The 13,566-nt window shown below is 66.0% G+C and carries 15 protein-coding genes; 12 read left to right on the top strand and 3 right to left on the bottom strand.

The window, feature by feature from the left end:
- Positions 1-89: 89 nt before the first annotated feature.
- The gene (locus tag HMPREF2990_RS06780) at positions 90-1,400 is read right to left on the bottom strand and encodes an MFS transporter (RefSeq protein ID WP_070763434.1); all 1,311 of its coding nucleotides are present in this window, start codon (positions 1,398-1,400) and stop codon (positions 90-92) included.
- Positions 1,401-1,459: 59 nt separating this feature from the next.
- On the opposite strand from HMPREF2990_RS06780, the gene HMPREF2990_RS06775 reads away from it, so the two are divergent.
- From HMPREF2990_RS06775 to galE, 9 genes are read left to right on the top strand one after another with little or no spacing between them, the layout of a single operon-like run.
- Positions 1,460-2,968, top strand: a complete 1,509-nt coding sequence (locus HMPREF2990_RS06775; protein WP_141757827.1) for a CAP domain-containing protein — start codon at positions 1,460-1,462, stop codon at positions 2,966-2,968.
- Between the two features lie 46 nt (positions 2,969-3,014).
- Complete coding sequence (locus HMPREF2990_RS06770) at positions 3,015-3,728, top strand: DedA family protein (RefSeq protein ID WP_070763431.1); 714 nt, start codon at positions 3,015-3,017, stop codon at positions 3,726-3,728.
- 25 nt (positions 3,729-3,753) lie between these two features.
- Positions 3,754-5,085 (top strand): glutamate-1-semialdehyde 2,1-aminomutase, encoded by a 1,332-nt coding sequence (gene hemL / locus HMPREF2990_RS06765; RefSeq protein WP_070763429.1) that lies wholly within the window; start codon positions 3,754-3,756, stop codon positions 5,083-5,085.
- Complete coding sequence (locus tag HMPREF2990_RS06760) at positions 5,078-5,680, top strand: histidine phosphatase family protein (protein WP_070763427.1); 603 nt, start codon at positions 5,078-5,080, stop codon at positions 5,678-5,680. The genes hemL and HMPREF2990_RS06760 overlap by 8 nt, the downstream gene beginning before the upstream one ends.
- Before the next feature lie 14 nt (positions 5,681-5,694).
- On the top strand, positions 5,695-6,279 hold the full coding sequence (locus HMPREF2990_RS06755) for a TlpA family protein disulfide reductase (RefSeq protein WP_070763425.1): 585 nt from the start codon (positions 5,695-5,697) through the stop codon (positions 6,277-6,279).
- Positions 6,242-7,060 carry a cytochrome c biogenesis CcdA family protein gene (locus HMPREF2990_RS06750; protein ID WP_051904697.1) on the top strand — a complete coding sequence of 273 codons (819 nt, stop codon included), beginning with the start codon at positions 6,242-6,244 and terminating at the stop codon, positions 7,058-7,060. The genes HMPREF2990_RS06755 and HMPREF2990_RS06750 overlap by 38 nt, the downstream gene beginning before the upstream one ends.
- The gene (locus HMPREF2990_RS06745) at positions 7,061-8,689 is read left to right on the top strand and encodes a cytochrome c biogenesis protein ResB (protein ID WP_070763424.1); all 1,629 of its coding nucleotides are present in this window, start codon (positions 7,061-7,063) and stop codon (positions 8,687-8,689) included.
- A gap of 39 nt (positions 8,690-8,728) precedes the next feature.
- On the top strand, positions 8,729-9,751 hold the full coding sequence (gene ccsB, locus HMPREF2990_RS06740; RefSeq protein ID WP_070763422.1) for a c-type cytochrome biogenesis protein CcsB: 1,023 nt from the start codon (positions 8,729-8,731) through the stop codon (positions 9,749-9,751).
- Positions 9,752-9,764: 13 nt separating this feature from the next.
- Positions 9,765-10,745, top strand: a complete 981-nt coding sequence (galE, locus tag HMPREF2990_RS06735; RefSeq protein ID WP_070763420.1) for a UDP-glucose 4-epimerase GalE — start codon at positions 9,765-9,767, stop codon at positions 10,743-10,745.
- Here galE and HMPREF2990_RS06730 read toward each other — a convergent pair.
- The gene (locus HMPREF2990_RS06730) at positions 10,742-10,999 is read right to left on the bottom strand and encodes a hypothetical protein (RefSeq protein WP_070763418.1); all 258 of its coding nucleotides are present in this window, start codon (positions 10,997-10,999) and stop codon (positions 10,742-10,744) included. The genes galE and HMPREF2990_RS06730 overlap by 4 nt on opposite strands.
- 39 nt (positions 11,000-11,038) lie before the next feature.
- Here HMPREF2990_RS06730 and HMPREF2990_RS06725 point away from each other — a divergent pair, with 39 nt between their 5' ends.
- Positions 11,039-11,347: a DUF4229 domain-containing protein gene (locus HMPREF2990_RS06725; RefSeq protein WP_070763416.1), complete on the top strand. Its 309-nt coding sequence runs from the start codon at positions 11,039-11,041 to the stop codon at positions 11,345-11,347.
- Between the two features lie 16 nt (positions 11,348-11,363).
- On the opposite strand, the gene HMPREF2990_RS06720 is transcribed toward HMPREF2990_RS06725, so the two are convergent.
- Positions 11,364-12,278: an AEC family transporter gene (locus HMPREF2990_RS06720; RefSeq protein ID WP_070763413.1), complete on the bottom strand. Its 915-nt coding sequence runs from the start codon at positions 12,276-12,278 to the stop codon at positions 11,364-11,366.
- 86 nt (positions 12,279-12,364) lie between these two features.
- Here HMPREF2990_RS06720 and HMPREF2990_RS06715 point away from each other — a divergent pair, with 86 nt between their 5' ends.
- Positions 12,365-12,892 carry a hypothetical protein gene (locus HMPREF2990_RS06715; protein ID WP_070763412.1) on the top strand — a complete coding sequence of 176 codons (528 nt, stop codon included), beginning with the start codon at positions 12,365-12,367 and terminating at the stop codon, positions 12,890-12,892.
- Positions 12,886-13,209 carry a hypothetical protein gene (locus HMPREF2990_RS06710; protein ID WP_070763410.1) on the top strand — a complete coding sequence of 108 codons (324 nt, stop codon included), beginning with the start codon at positions 12,886-12,888 and terminating at the stop codon, positions 13,207-13,209. The genes HMPREF2990_RS06715 and HMPREF2990_RS06710 overlap by 7 nt, the downstream gene beginning before the upstream one ends.
- Positions 13,210-13,566: the final 357 nt, after the last annotated feature.

Raw genomic sequence — 13,566 nt, 5'->3', positions numbered from 1 at the left:
TCGTGGCGCATCCACCGCATGATCGGGCCCGATTTTTTGGACTTGTTCGTCAAGGTGTGTTCGTCATTTAGCCCAACCACCGACGCAACCTACCCCAGCGGCTTGCCCTGCTGCTCCGGCAGGACGAACGCCGCTGCCGCCGCCACCGTGAACGCGGCGGCGAAGACCGCGAAGACGCCGGCGTGGCCGCCAAACGCCAGCACCGGCGGGACGATGAGCGGCGCGAGAATAGAGCCGACACGCCCGAAGGCCGCGGCAGCGCCGGTGCCGGTGGCACGGATCTGGGTGGGGTAGAGCTCGGGGCCGATGGCGTAGAGGGCTCCCCAGGCGCCCAGGTTGAACAGGGAGAGCAGGCAACCGGCGGTGATGATCTGCCAGGGCACCGCAGCAAACCCGTACAGCCCGGCGGAGACGGCGGAGCCGGCGAGGAAGACGGCGAGGGTGGTGCGGCGTCCCCAGACCTCGATGAGCCAGCCCGCCAGGGCGTAGCCGGGCAGCTGGGCGAGCGTGATGATCAGGGTGAAGCTGAAGGAGCGGACGAGGCTGAAGCCTTGGTCGACAAGCAGTGAAGGGATCCAAGTAAACGCACCGTAGTAGGCGAGCGAGACGCAGAACCACACGGTCCAGAAGGCAGCGGTGCGGGCGCGCAGCTCGGGGCTCCAGATGTGGGTGCTGGTGCTCACAGACTCATCCGGAACCGAGACACTGGCCAACTGATCCGGAGCCACGCCCTCCTCGAAGCTGCGCACGACCGCCTCTGCCTCTTCCTCGCGGCCGCGCGATTCGAGGAAGCGCACCGATTCTGGCAGCTGCATGCGCACGTACAGCGCATACGCAGCAGGAACAGCGCCGAGCGCCAGGCCCCACCGCCAACCGTTTTCGCCCTCGGCGACGACGAAGGTGCCGATGATCGCGGCCAGGATCCAGCCCGCCGCCCAGAACGCTTCGAGCCACACCACCATGCGTCCGCGCACTTTCAGCGGCGCGAACTCGCTGACCAGCGTGGAGGCGACGGGCAGCTCCGCGCCGAGCCCGAGGCCGGTGAGGAAGCGGAAGACGAGCAGGACGGCCACCGAGCCAGCCAGCGCGGAGGCGCCCGTGGCCACGCCGTAGAGCAGCAGGGTGATGGCGAAGACGTTGCGCCGCCCGATCTTGTCGGCGGCGAGTCCGCCCAGGGAGGCGCCGATGGCCATGCCGATGAAGCCGACGGACGCGATCCAGCTGGTGGTGGTCTTCTCCAGATCCCAGTGCACGGCGAGCGCGGCGATGACGAAGGAGACGAGCCCGACGTCCATCGCGTCGAGTGCCCAGCCGATCCCTGATCCGAACAGGAGTTTTTTGTGCTTGCGCGTGACGGGGAGCCGGTCGAGGCGTTGCGTGCGGGTAAGTGCCTGTGTCATGGAGGAAACTCTAGACCACACCTTGGGCGCGGCTGGGTAACGACTGCTAATCTGCTGGTATGAAGAAGCATCTGGGACTCGTGTTGGCCGCGACCTGCTCGGCCACAATCATGGTGGCACCGCAGGCGGCGGCGGAGCCAGTGACGCAGGAGCGCTGCGTCGCGCTTATCGACGCCGTGCAGGACGCCACCGGCGCACAGCGCACCGCCGAGGACACCGAGCGTGCAGCGCAGGAGGCACTCGCGCAGGCGCAGCGCGACGTCGACGCAGCCGAGCAGGAGCGCACCGCCAGCGCGAACATGGTCGCGGATGCCGAGCGCGCGCTTGACGCCGCGACCAAGGAGCGTGATGCGGCAAAGGGTGCGGTGCCGGAGGGGGTGACGGTGGCGTCGGCAAGCGAGGGGCTCGAGGGCGCGAAGGCGGCTGCGGAGACAGCAGGCGAAGCGCTCGAGGCGAGCAAGGCCGAGGCGCAGACGCAGTTTGATCGCGGCTCGCTCGGGTTCTTCGAGGCGATGGGGGCCGACGATGCGGTCGCCGAGCTGCACACGGACTACCGCTACCCCAAGAAGGACCCGTTTACGGGGCAGACCGGGTACCGCATCGCGGACGACACGCGCATCGGTGCGGCTGACGACGCGACGCACCTGGACAACATGAAGACGGCGATCGAGTGGCTGCCGGAGGCGAACGAGCTGCGGCAAAGCGACGGCCAGCCCGCGCTGCCGGTCGCGGATGTCCTGATGGCGCAGGCGCAGGTGAACATCAACTGGTCGCAGCAGCTGCCGCGCGGGCACTCGGAGAACGGGTGGGACAACCTTTCGTGGAACTACGAGAACCCCTTCGACGGCTGGTTCCACAAGGAGCGCCCGCTGTACTTCGAAGCAGTAGAGAAAGGTGAGAACCCGTTCTACGCGGGCGCGGGCCACTATATGGCGCTGGTGAACCCTGACATGCACGCGACCGGCTTTGCGGTGAACACGGAGGAGTTCTACCACGACGGCTACCCGTGGTCTGTGGCGCACGCGCAGACCTTCGCCTACAACTGGACACCGGATACGACCTATTCGGTTGCCGAGTACACCGAGCGCTTTAACACCTACTACGACGGGCTCGTCCACGCCATCGAGCATGGCGACGCGGCGAAGCGTGAGGCGCTCGCTGCGCGCGAGGCCGAGGTCGGCCAGGCGCAGGACACGCTCGCGGCGGCCCAGGCGCTGCAGGCAGCACAAGACGTCGTGACCACGCGCACCCGGGAGCTCGCCGTCGCGAAGGAGGCGCAGCCCGCCCGCGAGGCCGCCGCCGCACAGGCGCTGAACGAGGCGCAGCAGGTCGCGGCCACGCGCGCGCAGGAAGCCGAGGCAGCCCGCACCGCCACGGCCGAGGCCCGCGCGAACACCGCGGCGGCCGAGTCCGCCTACCAGCCCGTAAAGCAGGAGTGCGCGAAGCTGACCGGCGCGGACAAGGACGGCTCTTCAACCGGCGGCATCATCGCCGGCGTGGTGCTGGGCCTGCTGGCCATCGTCGGGATCGTGGTGGCGCTGAACCCGGGCCTGCTCCCGCAGTTCTAGCAAGCAGTTCTAACCCGCAGCGCACAAGTAGGTAGACTTCCTGCCTATGTCGAGCGAGGAACAGACCAGCCCCCAAGCTGAGCCGGAGTGGTGGGAGCAACCAGGCATGCCCTGGAACGAAAAGCCCACCAAGGCGGACTACTGGTGCCTGGGCTGGTTCGGCTTCGTCGGCCTGTTCGGGCTGGCGATGATCCCGCTGCGCGCCTGGCTGCTCGGGCTGGATCCGCCGATTCTTCTGGCGGTGACGGGCTCGCGGATTGGTGCGGCGTCGACGGGCGCGTTGGCGTCGGTAGGCGAGGCCCAGCACTGGCTCTTCTACCTGCTCATTGGCTCGCTGGTGGCGATCAAGTTCGACTGGATCTACTGGTGGGCCGGCAAGCTGTGGGGCCGCGGCATCCTGGAGGTGCAGGCCCAGAATTCGAAGCGCACCGCGAAGAACATTGCGCGGGTGGAACAGTGGGCGATGAAGCTGGGCTGGCTGGGCATCTTCCTGGCGTATGTGCCGATCCCGCTGCCGATCGCGTTTGTGGTGTTTGTGCTGATGGGCATGACGAATATGCCGCTGTGGAAGTTTTTAGCCCTGGACTTCGTGTCCAAGACGATCTGGTCGCTGGGCTACTTCGCGTTGGGCTGGTCGATTGGCGAGCCGGTGGTCTTCGTGCTGGAGCAGTACGCGCGGGTGGCGAATTGGATCGCGATCGGCCTGCTGGTTGTCATCTTCATTGGCATCTTCCGCAGGCAGGGCAAACAAGCCAAGTAAGCCGGATGGCCTAGGATTGGCGGGTATGACTACTTCGGCCAAGTACCCAACGTCCGCTCATACCTCCCGCTCCGCCGCGCTGTGGGAGCGCGCGCAGCTGACCACGCCGGGCGGGGTGAACTCGCCGGTGCGCGGCTTCGGCTCCGTGGGCGGCCAGACGCGCTTCATCGAGAGTGCGCATGGCAGCTCGCTTATCGACGTCGACGGCAACGCCTATGTCGACCTCATCAATTCTTGGGGGCCGATGATCCACGGCAATGCGCACCCGGAGATCCTCGCGGCGGTCGAAGAAGCGATGGCCAAGGGCTTGAGCTTCGGCGCGCCGACTGAGGCTGAGGTAGAGATCGCGGAGATGATCGTGGGCCGTACCTCGGTGGAGGAGGTGCGCATGGTCAACTCGGGTACCGAGGCGACGATGTCGGCGGTGCGCCTGGCGCGCGGCTACACGGGACGCGCCAAGATCATCAAGTTTGACGGCTGCTACCACGGCCACGTCGACGCGCTGCTCGCCGCTGCAGGCTCGGGTATTGCGACGTACTCGCTGCCGGACTCGCCCGGCGTGACCGGTGCGCAGGCCGCAGACACGATCGTGGTGCCGTACAACGACATTGAGGCGGTCAAGGCCGCGTTCGCGGAGAACGAGGGCGAGATCGCCGCGGTGATCGCCGAGGCGGCAGCGGGCAACATGGGCACGGTCGCCCCGCAGGACAGCTTCAACGCGAAGCTCAAGGAGGTGGCGCACGCCAACGGCGCGCTGCTCATCCTGGACGAGGTGATGACGGGCTTCCGCACCTCGTATGCCGGTTGGTACGGCGTGGACAACGTCGCCGGTGACCTGACCACCTTTGGCAAGGTCATCTCGGGTGGCCTGCCGGCAGCTGCCTTTGGCGGCCGCAAGGAGATCATGGAGCGTCTCGCCCCGAACGGCCCCGTCTACCAGGCGGGCACCCTGTCCGGTAACCCGGTGGCGATGGCCGCGGGCATGGCCTCGCTGCGCTTGGCCTCGGAGGACATCTACCCGGTGCTGCAGCGTAACGCGGACACGCTGGCGAACATGGTCTCGGCAGCGCTGGAGCGCGAGGGCGTGGCGCACCACGTGCAGCGCGCGTCGACAATGCTGTCCTTCCGCTTCGCCGAAGGCGAAGGCCGCAACTTTGCCGACATGAAGGCGGCGGATACCTTCCGCTACGCCCCGTTCTTCCACGCCCTGCTGGACAACGGCGTGTTTGCCCCGCCGAGCCCGTTCGAGACCTGGTTCGTCTCCACCGCGCTGACCGACGAGGACTTCGGCCGCATCGAAGAAGCCCTCGTGCCTGCGGCCAAGGCCGCCACGCAGGCGGTGGCGCCGAGTGAGTAAAACCACTGTCCACCTCGTGCGCCACGGCGAGGTCTACAACCCGAAGAAGGTACTCTACGGGCGCATGCCCGGCTACCACCTAAGCTCGCGGGGCCGCTCGATGGCGGCGGTGACCGCGCAATTCTTCGCCGGGCGCGACGTGACCTACCTGGCGGCGAGTCCCTTGGAGCGCGCCCAGGAGACGGCCGCGCCGATCGCGGAGGTCACCGGGCTCGAGATCCAGACCCGCGAGGACATTATCGAGGCGGGCAACACCTTCGAGGGCCTGCGCACGAAGGGATGGCGCAGCCAGCTTCTGCACCCGGTGCGCTGGCGGCACATGCTTAACCCCTTCGAACCGAGCTGGGGCGAGGCCTACGTGGATATCTGCGAGCGCATGTGCGCCGCGGTAGAAGATGCCCGAGACAAAGCGGAAGGCCACGAGGCGGTGATGGTGAGCCACCAGCTGCCCATCGTGATGGTGCAGCGCTACGTGCAGGGCAAACGTCTTGCGCACGCGAGCCGCGAGTGCGATCTGGCCAGCGTGACGTCACTTGTGTTTGACGGCGACGTTGTTGTTGACTGGTCGTATACCACCCCCGCCGAGAAGATTTGAGAGGTACTCACGTCATGCGCAGAAGCTTCGGCCTGCTCGCGGCCCCCATGGCGGCACTGCTGCTGCTCACCGGCTGCTCGTCCGATGGCGGGTCGGAGACCTTTGCGTTCCACTCGCCGGGCGGGCAGACCGAGATCTTCTACGAAGAGGCTGAGCGCAAGCCGGTGGAGGACTTCCACGGTGAGTCGCTGAGGGAGCCGGGCGAGGAGATCCGCTTAAGTGACTACGAAGGCGAGATCGTCATCCTGAACGCGTGGGGCCAGTGGTGCGCCCCTTGCCGCGCCGAGGTGGACGATCTGCAGGAGACACAGGACGAGCTTGAGCGCCGCGGCACCGGCACGGTGCTGGGAATCAACGTGCGCGACTACCAGCCGGAAATCTCCCGCGACTTCCTCACGGATAACCACACGACGTACCCCTCCATCTACGACCCGCCGTTTAAGACCGCCTCCTTCCTCGGCGGCGTGCCCAGCTCGGTGATCCCCACCACGATCGTGCTGGACGCGCAGCACCGCCCGGCCGCGGTGTTCTTGCGCGAGGTGACCGCCCAGGATCTGCTGGATGTGGTGGACAGGCTCGAGCAGGAGGACGGCGCTTAAGGTGGGCGAGACGTTTGCGGACCTCGTAGCGAGCGGCCCGCTGCTGCTGGGCATGTGTGCCGCAGCAGCAGCCGGGCTGGTCTCTTTCGCCTCGCCGTGTGTGATCCCGCTGGTGCCCGGCTACATGTCGTATCTGACCAGCGTGGTCGGCGGCGAGATGCGCATGGATGAGCACGGCCCGCAGGTGCAGTCCCGCAAGTGGGCAGTCGCGGGCGCGGCAGGGCTCTTCGTCGCCGGTTTTACCGTGGTGTTTCTCTTAGCCACGGTGTCGGTGTTCGGCGCGATCAGCCTGATCAGGCTCAACGCCGAGCTACTCATGCGCATCGGTGGCGTGGTCACCATCGTGATGGGCATCGTCTTCTTAGGCGCCATCCCGGCCCTGCAGCGCGATACGCGCATGCAGCCGAAACGCGTAGCCAGCTGGCTTGGCGCGCCGCTGCTCGGCGGCGTGTTCGCCCTGGGCTGGACGCCGTGTCTGGGCCCAACGCTCGCGGCGATCATCTCGGTGTCGGTGGGCACGGAAGGCATGACCGCGGCGCGCGGCGTGTTGCTGGTGGTGGCGTACTGTCTGGGGCTGGGCCTGCCGTTCGTCCTGGTGGCGCTGGGTTCGGCGAAGGCGGTGCGCAGCGTCGATTTTCTGCGCCGCCACTCGCGCACAATTCAAATCATCGGCGGCGTGCTCATGATTCTCGTGGGCGTCATGCTGGTGTCGGGCCTGTGGGACCTGTTTGTTGGCTGGTCGAGGCAGTGGATCGTTGGATATGGAGCGACGGTGATTTAGGTGAAGCAAGTGTGGACGTGGCTGCGCAAGGCGTGGCACTGGCTGACCAGTATGCGCACGGCACTCGTGCTGCTTTTCCTGCTCTCGCTGGCCTCGATCCCGGGCTCGCTGTTGCCGCAGCGCAACGTGAGCGAGTCGCTGGTCAACGACTACCTCGACGCCAATCCGACGATGGGGCCGATCTACGATCGCCTGCAGCTTTTCGACGTCTTCAGCTCCACCTGGTTCGTCGCCATCGTCACCCTGCTCATGGTGTCGCTGATCGGCTGCATCATCCCGCGCTCGATCGACCACTGGCGCGCCTACCGCGCCCAGCCCACACGCGCCCCGCGTTACCTCTCCCGCATGCCGCTGCACGCACAAGGCGAGGTCGTCGGCAGCCGCGAGGAGGTCGAGGCGAAGGTCCGCGGCCTGCTGAAGCGCTGGCACGTGGCCGCCTACTCGCCAGAGGAGGACCGCGCGGGCACCTATTCCATCTCGGCGGAGCGCGGGTATACGCGCGAGCTGATGAATCTGCTGTTCCACATCGGGATTGTGGGCATGATCGTCGCTTTCGCCGCGGGCCGCATGGTCTACTACGAGGGCCAGGTCATTGTGGTGACGAACTCGGAGTCGGAGTACGCGGTGCCGGTGGAGCAGTCCACCGAGTTCTGCAATACTTCGCCCGCCAACTTCGACGTCTTCCGCGCCGGCCCGCTTTTCGACGGCACCGGGCTCACCCCTTTCTGCATCGATGCCAAAAACTTCCGCGCCGAGTACCTGAACAACGGGCAAGCGAACGGCTTCTGGTCCGACATCTCCTACACGGACGATTTGAGCGCGCCGAAGGAGGACTGGCAGGAGACCACCCTGGCGGTGAACCACCCGCTGCGTATCCACGGCGACCGCGTGTACCTGCAGGGCCACGGCTTTGCCCCGCAGGTGACGGTGACGTGGCCGAACGGCGAGTCGCGCACGCAGATGATGCAGTTCCGCCCGAATGATTTACAGACCTTCCTGTCCTCCGGTGTGATGCGCTTCGACCCGCCGGCAGGCATGTACCCGGACCTTCAGGAGCGCCGCCAGCACCAGATCGCGCTCGAGGGCAACTTCGCGCCGACCGCCGAGTGGGGCGGGGAGAACGGCGACACGTTAGCTTCCGGCTTCCCCTCGATGGATAACCCGGCGATCTCGATGGACATTTACCGCGGCGACTCGGGGCTGGACTCGGGCCGCCCGCAGAACATTTTCGTGCTGGACCAGATGCTCATCGCCGATGGTCGCCTGCAGAAGGTGGAGCGGGTCAACCTCGCCCCGGGCGAGGAGGTCACCATTGACGGCGGGGTGAAGGTGCGCTTCGACGGCGCGGCCGAGTATGCCAACTACCAGATCTCGCGCGACCCGACGCAGATGTGGGCGCTTTTGGCCTCCACGATCATGCTGGTCGCCCTGGCCGGCTCGCTGACTATTAAGCGCCGTCGCATCTGGGTGCGCCTCACGCCGGCCGCAGGCGGCGTCACCGCCGTGGAGATCGCCGGCCTTGCGCGCACCGACCGCGCTGGATGGGGCCCGGAGTTTCGGGAGCTTGCCGCCGAGATCCTTGGGCAAGCGGAGGAAGATGACCCCGAAGAGGTGGATGACCTCGGATAACCTTGGAAAACAAGGTGTCGATAAGGTAAGTTGACAACCATGCTTGTCAACACCACCATGGCGGAGCTGTCCGATCTCACGTTTCGCACTGCATTCATCATTTACATCGTCGCGCTTTTGATGTCGTGCGTGTACTACGGCCGCGTCCTCGCGGTCGTGGACGCGCGTCGTGAGCGCAGCGAGAAGCGTGCGCAGGAGCGCACGGAAGAGAGGATTGCGGTCGGCGCGGGCGGTCCCGCGGTCGTCGAGAAGCAACTGCCCTCTGAGCAGGACCTGGATGAGGCGTACGAGGCGCGGGTGGCTAACGCCCGCAAGTGGTCGGGCATGACGCAGGCCCTGGTGTGGTTCGGTGTGGCCCTGCACCTGGTGGCTTTTGTCACCCGCGGTATCGCGGCGCAGCGCTTCCCGCTGGGCAACCTGTACGAGTACATCCTGTTTATGACCGCGGTGATTATGGTGGCTGCCGCGATCGTGATTGGGCGCAAGGGCTGGCACACGATTTGGCCGTGGCTGCTGTTCCCGATGGTGGTGGCGATGTTCCTCAACTCGACGGTCTTCCACATGAAGGCCGCCCCGGTGGTGCCGGCGCTGCAGTCCTACTGGCTACCGGTGCACGTCTCCACGGTGTCGATCGGTGCCTCGGTCGGTATCGTCTCCGGTGTGTTCGCGCTGCTGTACCTGCTGCGCATGTGGCAGCCGAAGGGTGAGGAGCACGGCTTCATTGGCAAGATTGTGCACCCGTTGCCGTCGGCAAAGACGCTGGACCAGATCACCTACAAGACGGCGATCATTACGCTGCCGCTGTTTGGCATCGGCATCGTCTTCGGCGCGATCTGGGCCGAGGTGGCCTGGGGCCGCCCGTGGAACTGGGACGCGAAGGAAACCGTGTCCATGATCACCTGGATCCTGTACGCCGCCTACCTGCACGCGCGCGCAACCGCGGGTTGGAAGAATTCGAAGGCTGCGTGGATTAACGTGTTTGCCCTGGCCATGACGATCTTCAACATGACCTACGTCAACACCGTGATCGCCGGCCTGCACTCCTACGCCGGGCTGAACTAGGGAGGCGCGTTACATGAAGGTCCTCATTACCGGTGGCGCCGGTTTTATCGGCTCCACCATCGCTTCCTGCTGCGAAGACAACGGGATGACCCCGGTGATCCTGGACGACTACTCCACCGGCCTGCGCGTCTTTGCCGAGCGCTTCGCCCACTACGAGGGCGACATCGCGGATGTGGCGCTGCTGCACCGCATCATGGACGAGCACCCGGACATCGAGGCCGTCGTCCACTGCGCGGCGAAGATCATCGTGCCGGAGTCCGTCGCCAAGCCGCTGTACTACTACGAGAACAACGTGGGTAAGGCGACCACCTGCGTGCGTGCGCTCGCCGAGCGCGGCGTGAAGCGCGTCCTGCTCAGCTCGACCGCGGCGATGTACGCGCCCGACGAGCGCCTGCTTGTCGACGAGCAGAGCGCCTGCGACCCCTCGAGCCCGTACGCGGCGTCGAAGTGGATGCTGGAGCGCGTGCTTGCCGACGCCGCCGCGGCCGGCCTCATCCAAGCCACCTCCCTGCGCTACTTCAACCCGATCGGCGCGGACCCCAAGCTGCGCACCGGCCTGCAGAACCCGGCACCCTCGCACGCACTCGGCAAGATGATTTCCGCATACCAAGCGGGCGAGCCGTTTACCGTCACCGGTGTCGAGTGGGCCACCCGCGACGGCTCGGGCCTGCGCGACTACGTCCACGTGTGGGATCTGGCGCGCGCGCACGTCGCGGCGCTGCAGGCGGACCTTGCCGACTACGAGGTGATCAACCTGGGCACCGGCCAGGGCACGACCGTCTTCGAGCTGGCCGACGCGGTCGGCGAGGCGACGGGCACCCCGCTCGAGGTGCGCACCGCCCCGCCGCGCGACGGGGACGTCGCAGGTTGCGCTACTCGCACCGACAAGGCTGCTCGCCTGCTTGGATGGCGCGCGGAGCGCAGCGTCGCTGACGGGGTCCGCGATTCACTCGCGTGGGCAAAGCGCCTGCCCGAGGTGCTTGAGCGGGGCTAGTTCTCGCCGTTTTCTTCGCGGCGACGGCGGCGTTCTTCCTCTTCCCGGCGCTTGCGCTCTGCTTCTTCGCGGGCGCGGCGCTCTTTGAAGCGGTTTTTCTCGATGTTCCAGAGGAAGTCTTCATCATCGTCGGGCCCCTTAATCTGCGGGCGCTGCTGGGCCTGCTCGATGCGTTGCTGCGAGCCGGGCCCGAACGCGCGCCACATCAGGTAGATGGCGACGACGATGAGCACGAGGAGTAGTAGCCTTCCCATAACTTCCAACATACTTGGTTGCCGTCTAGGGTTAGGTATATGCGACAACAAGCCCCCGAGCTCGACCCCGCCGCCCGTTCCCGCGCTAACAAAGCTGCCGCGGTGTATGGCCTGTGCCGACTCGGGCTGTTCATCGCGCTGACCGTGGTGATCCAGGGGGCCGCGCTGCTCATCGGCGCTCCAGTGCCGCTGATTATGTCCGCACTGCTTGCCCTGATCGTGGCGTTCCCGCTGTCCATGCTGGTGTTCAAGCGCCAGCGCATCGAGGCCACCGAGGCGGTCGCCCAGTGGCGCGAGCAGCGCAAGGCGCGCAAGGAGTGGATCGCCAGCGAGCTCGCTGAGCGCTAGTCTTAGCAGACTAGCGTTATCCGAAAAGTGCCGCGATGACCAGCATCGCGGGCAGTGAGAGGAACGTGGTGAGGAAGACGGTGTCGCGTGCGACTGTCTCACCGACGCGGTAGGTGGCCGTGTAGTTGTACACGTTCTGTGCCGTGGGCAGCGCGGAGAGGATGAGTGCCGCGTAGAGCTGCGTGCCGTTCAGTCCCATGGCCGTGCCGACGAGCAGGGCGAGGGCGGGCATGGCGACGAGTTTGAGGGTGGTGGCGGTGAGCGTCGGCAAGCGCTCTTGCGAAAGCACACCATCTCCCTTGAGCGAGGCACCGAAGCTCATGAGAATCATCGGGATCGAAGCCCCGCCGAGGATCTCCAGCGGCGCCATCACCGGCTCAGGCACCTGCCAGCCGGAGGTCGAGACGGCGAACCCCGCGAAGGCCGCGAGCACGACTGGGGCGGTGAGGCCGGCGATAAAGGAGCTGCCGATCGAGCGCAGGCCGCCGCCCTCGGCGTTGAGCCCCGCGATGATGATGGGGGAGAGCACCGCCATCTGCAGGACGAGCGCGGGGATGACGTAGGTGGCGTCGCCAATCACGTAGGTGGCAATCGGCAGGCCGATGTTGACCGAGTTGTAATAGCTTGACGACGCCGCCCCCGCCATCGTCTCTGCAACACTGCGGCGGAAGAACAGCGCGCTGAGCCCCCAGTAGATCGCCATCGTCGCCACCGAGGCAATGGCGATGACCCCCACCACCGGCGAGGCGAACGCCGAGGTGTCCGAGGTTGCCACGCTGGAGAAGATCAGCGCCGGGGTGGCCGCCCAGAACGCGATGCGGTTGAGTTGCAGGCGCGCCTCGCCCTTGCCAATCACGCCTTTCTGCGCGAGCACGAAGCCCACACCGATCACGGCGAAGATGATGGCGAAGCCCGTCAACACGTCCAGCACGAGAAAAACAACCTTTCGCGAGACTTTCAGGATTACGTGAACATTGTTCCCTACGCTACTGGGCAATGCGTCAAGGAGGTGCAAGCATGAATCAGCGCACGCGGCTGCTGGCCGTGAGTATTGCGGCCGGCCTCGGTCTGGCGGGGTGCGGCAACTACGTCAACGTCGAGGTCATCGGCGCATCTGGGTTCTCCCACAACGAGCAAGGCGAGATCATCGCTCACGTGCATACCTGCGGGGAGTCGATCAGCCAGCTCGACATCGCGGCGGATCGGCTGGGGCTGGTTGACGACGAGCCAAACGAGGTCCTCGCACGCTACTTCGCCCCCGAAGCACAGTCCGGGCACATCCAGGTGAACTTGAGCGATCCCGCGCCGTGGGCCGAGCAATTGCCTCTCGACGCCACGTACCCCGACAACCGCGCCCTCCTCCTTACCCCCGCGCCTGACGACGACGGGGGCAACGGCGTCTTCCGCCCGGAGAGGACAATTGCGTCTGCGAGCGCGACGAAACGCGAAATCCTGGAGCAGCCAGCTGGTACCGTGCTGAGCGTAAGTGCCTACGATGGGAGTGTGCAGACGTGGACTCAAGCAGAATTCGACGCGGCGTGCTAGCCGAGTCGGCTGTGTTTGGCATCTTCGCCGTGGTGTCGCTGGTTATGCTGCTGGCGTCGTCTGTACTTGGGCCTGCGGGGTGGGCCGTGGTGCTGCTGCTCGGCCACCCGCTGCTGGCGCTCGCGCTCGCAGCGTGGGACACGGTGCGTGCTGAGAAGGTCAACTGGCTGTGGTGCGTGGTGCCGCCGGTGGTGCAGGCGCTGGAGATCCTCGTGATCATGAACCCGACTGCGCTGCCGTTTGTGGCGCTGGTGGTGCTCGGCGGCGCGCTCGGGCTTGGGTTGGGCTACGTGATCCTGCGGGGCAAGCGGCGCTAGGCGGGGGAGTCCGCGGCCGCGGACTGTTCTGGGGGCCGTCCGCGAGTCTGCGGCCGCAGACTTTTTGAGGTTCCTCATCTGCCATTCCAAACTCGCGTGGTGTGCTTAATCGAGAAATGTCACATTTTAATCACAACGTCCACTACCTGTTGCGCTCGAACATGTGTATGTATATAACGGAAGGCAAAACCACCCACCCAAACCGCCGTGCCGCAGAATTGAGAGACCGTCATGGACCTTGTCATCCCGGAAGAAGAAAAACTCGCTGCTCAACTAGCAAAGAATATCCACGTCAACCACGATGATTCCACTGTTGCCCGTGCGCGGATGCTTGATGCCGTCGGGCAGTTCGATGAG

It is taken from the genome of Corynebacterium sp. HMSC071B10, from assembly GCF_001814825.1.
In the GTDB taxonomy this organism is placed as follows: domain Bacteria; phylum Actinomycetota; class Actinomycetes; order Mycobacteriales; family Mycobacteriaceae; genus Corynebacterium.
The sequence above is the reverse complement of the archived record's forward strand: the minus strand, read 5'-3'. Positions and strand labels throughout refer to the sequence as shown.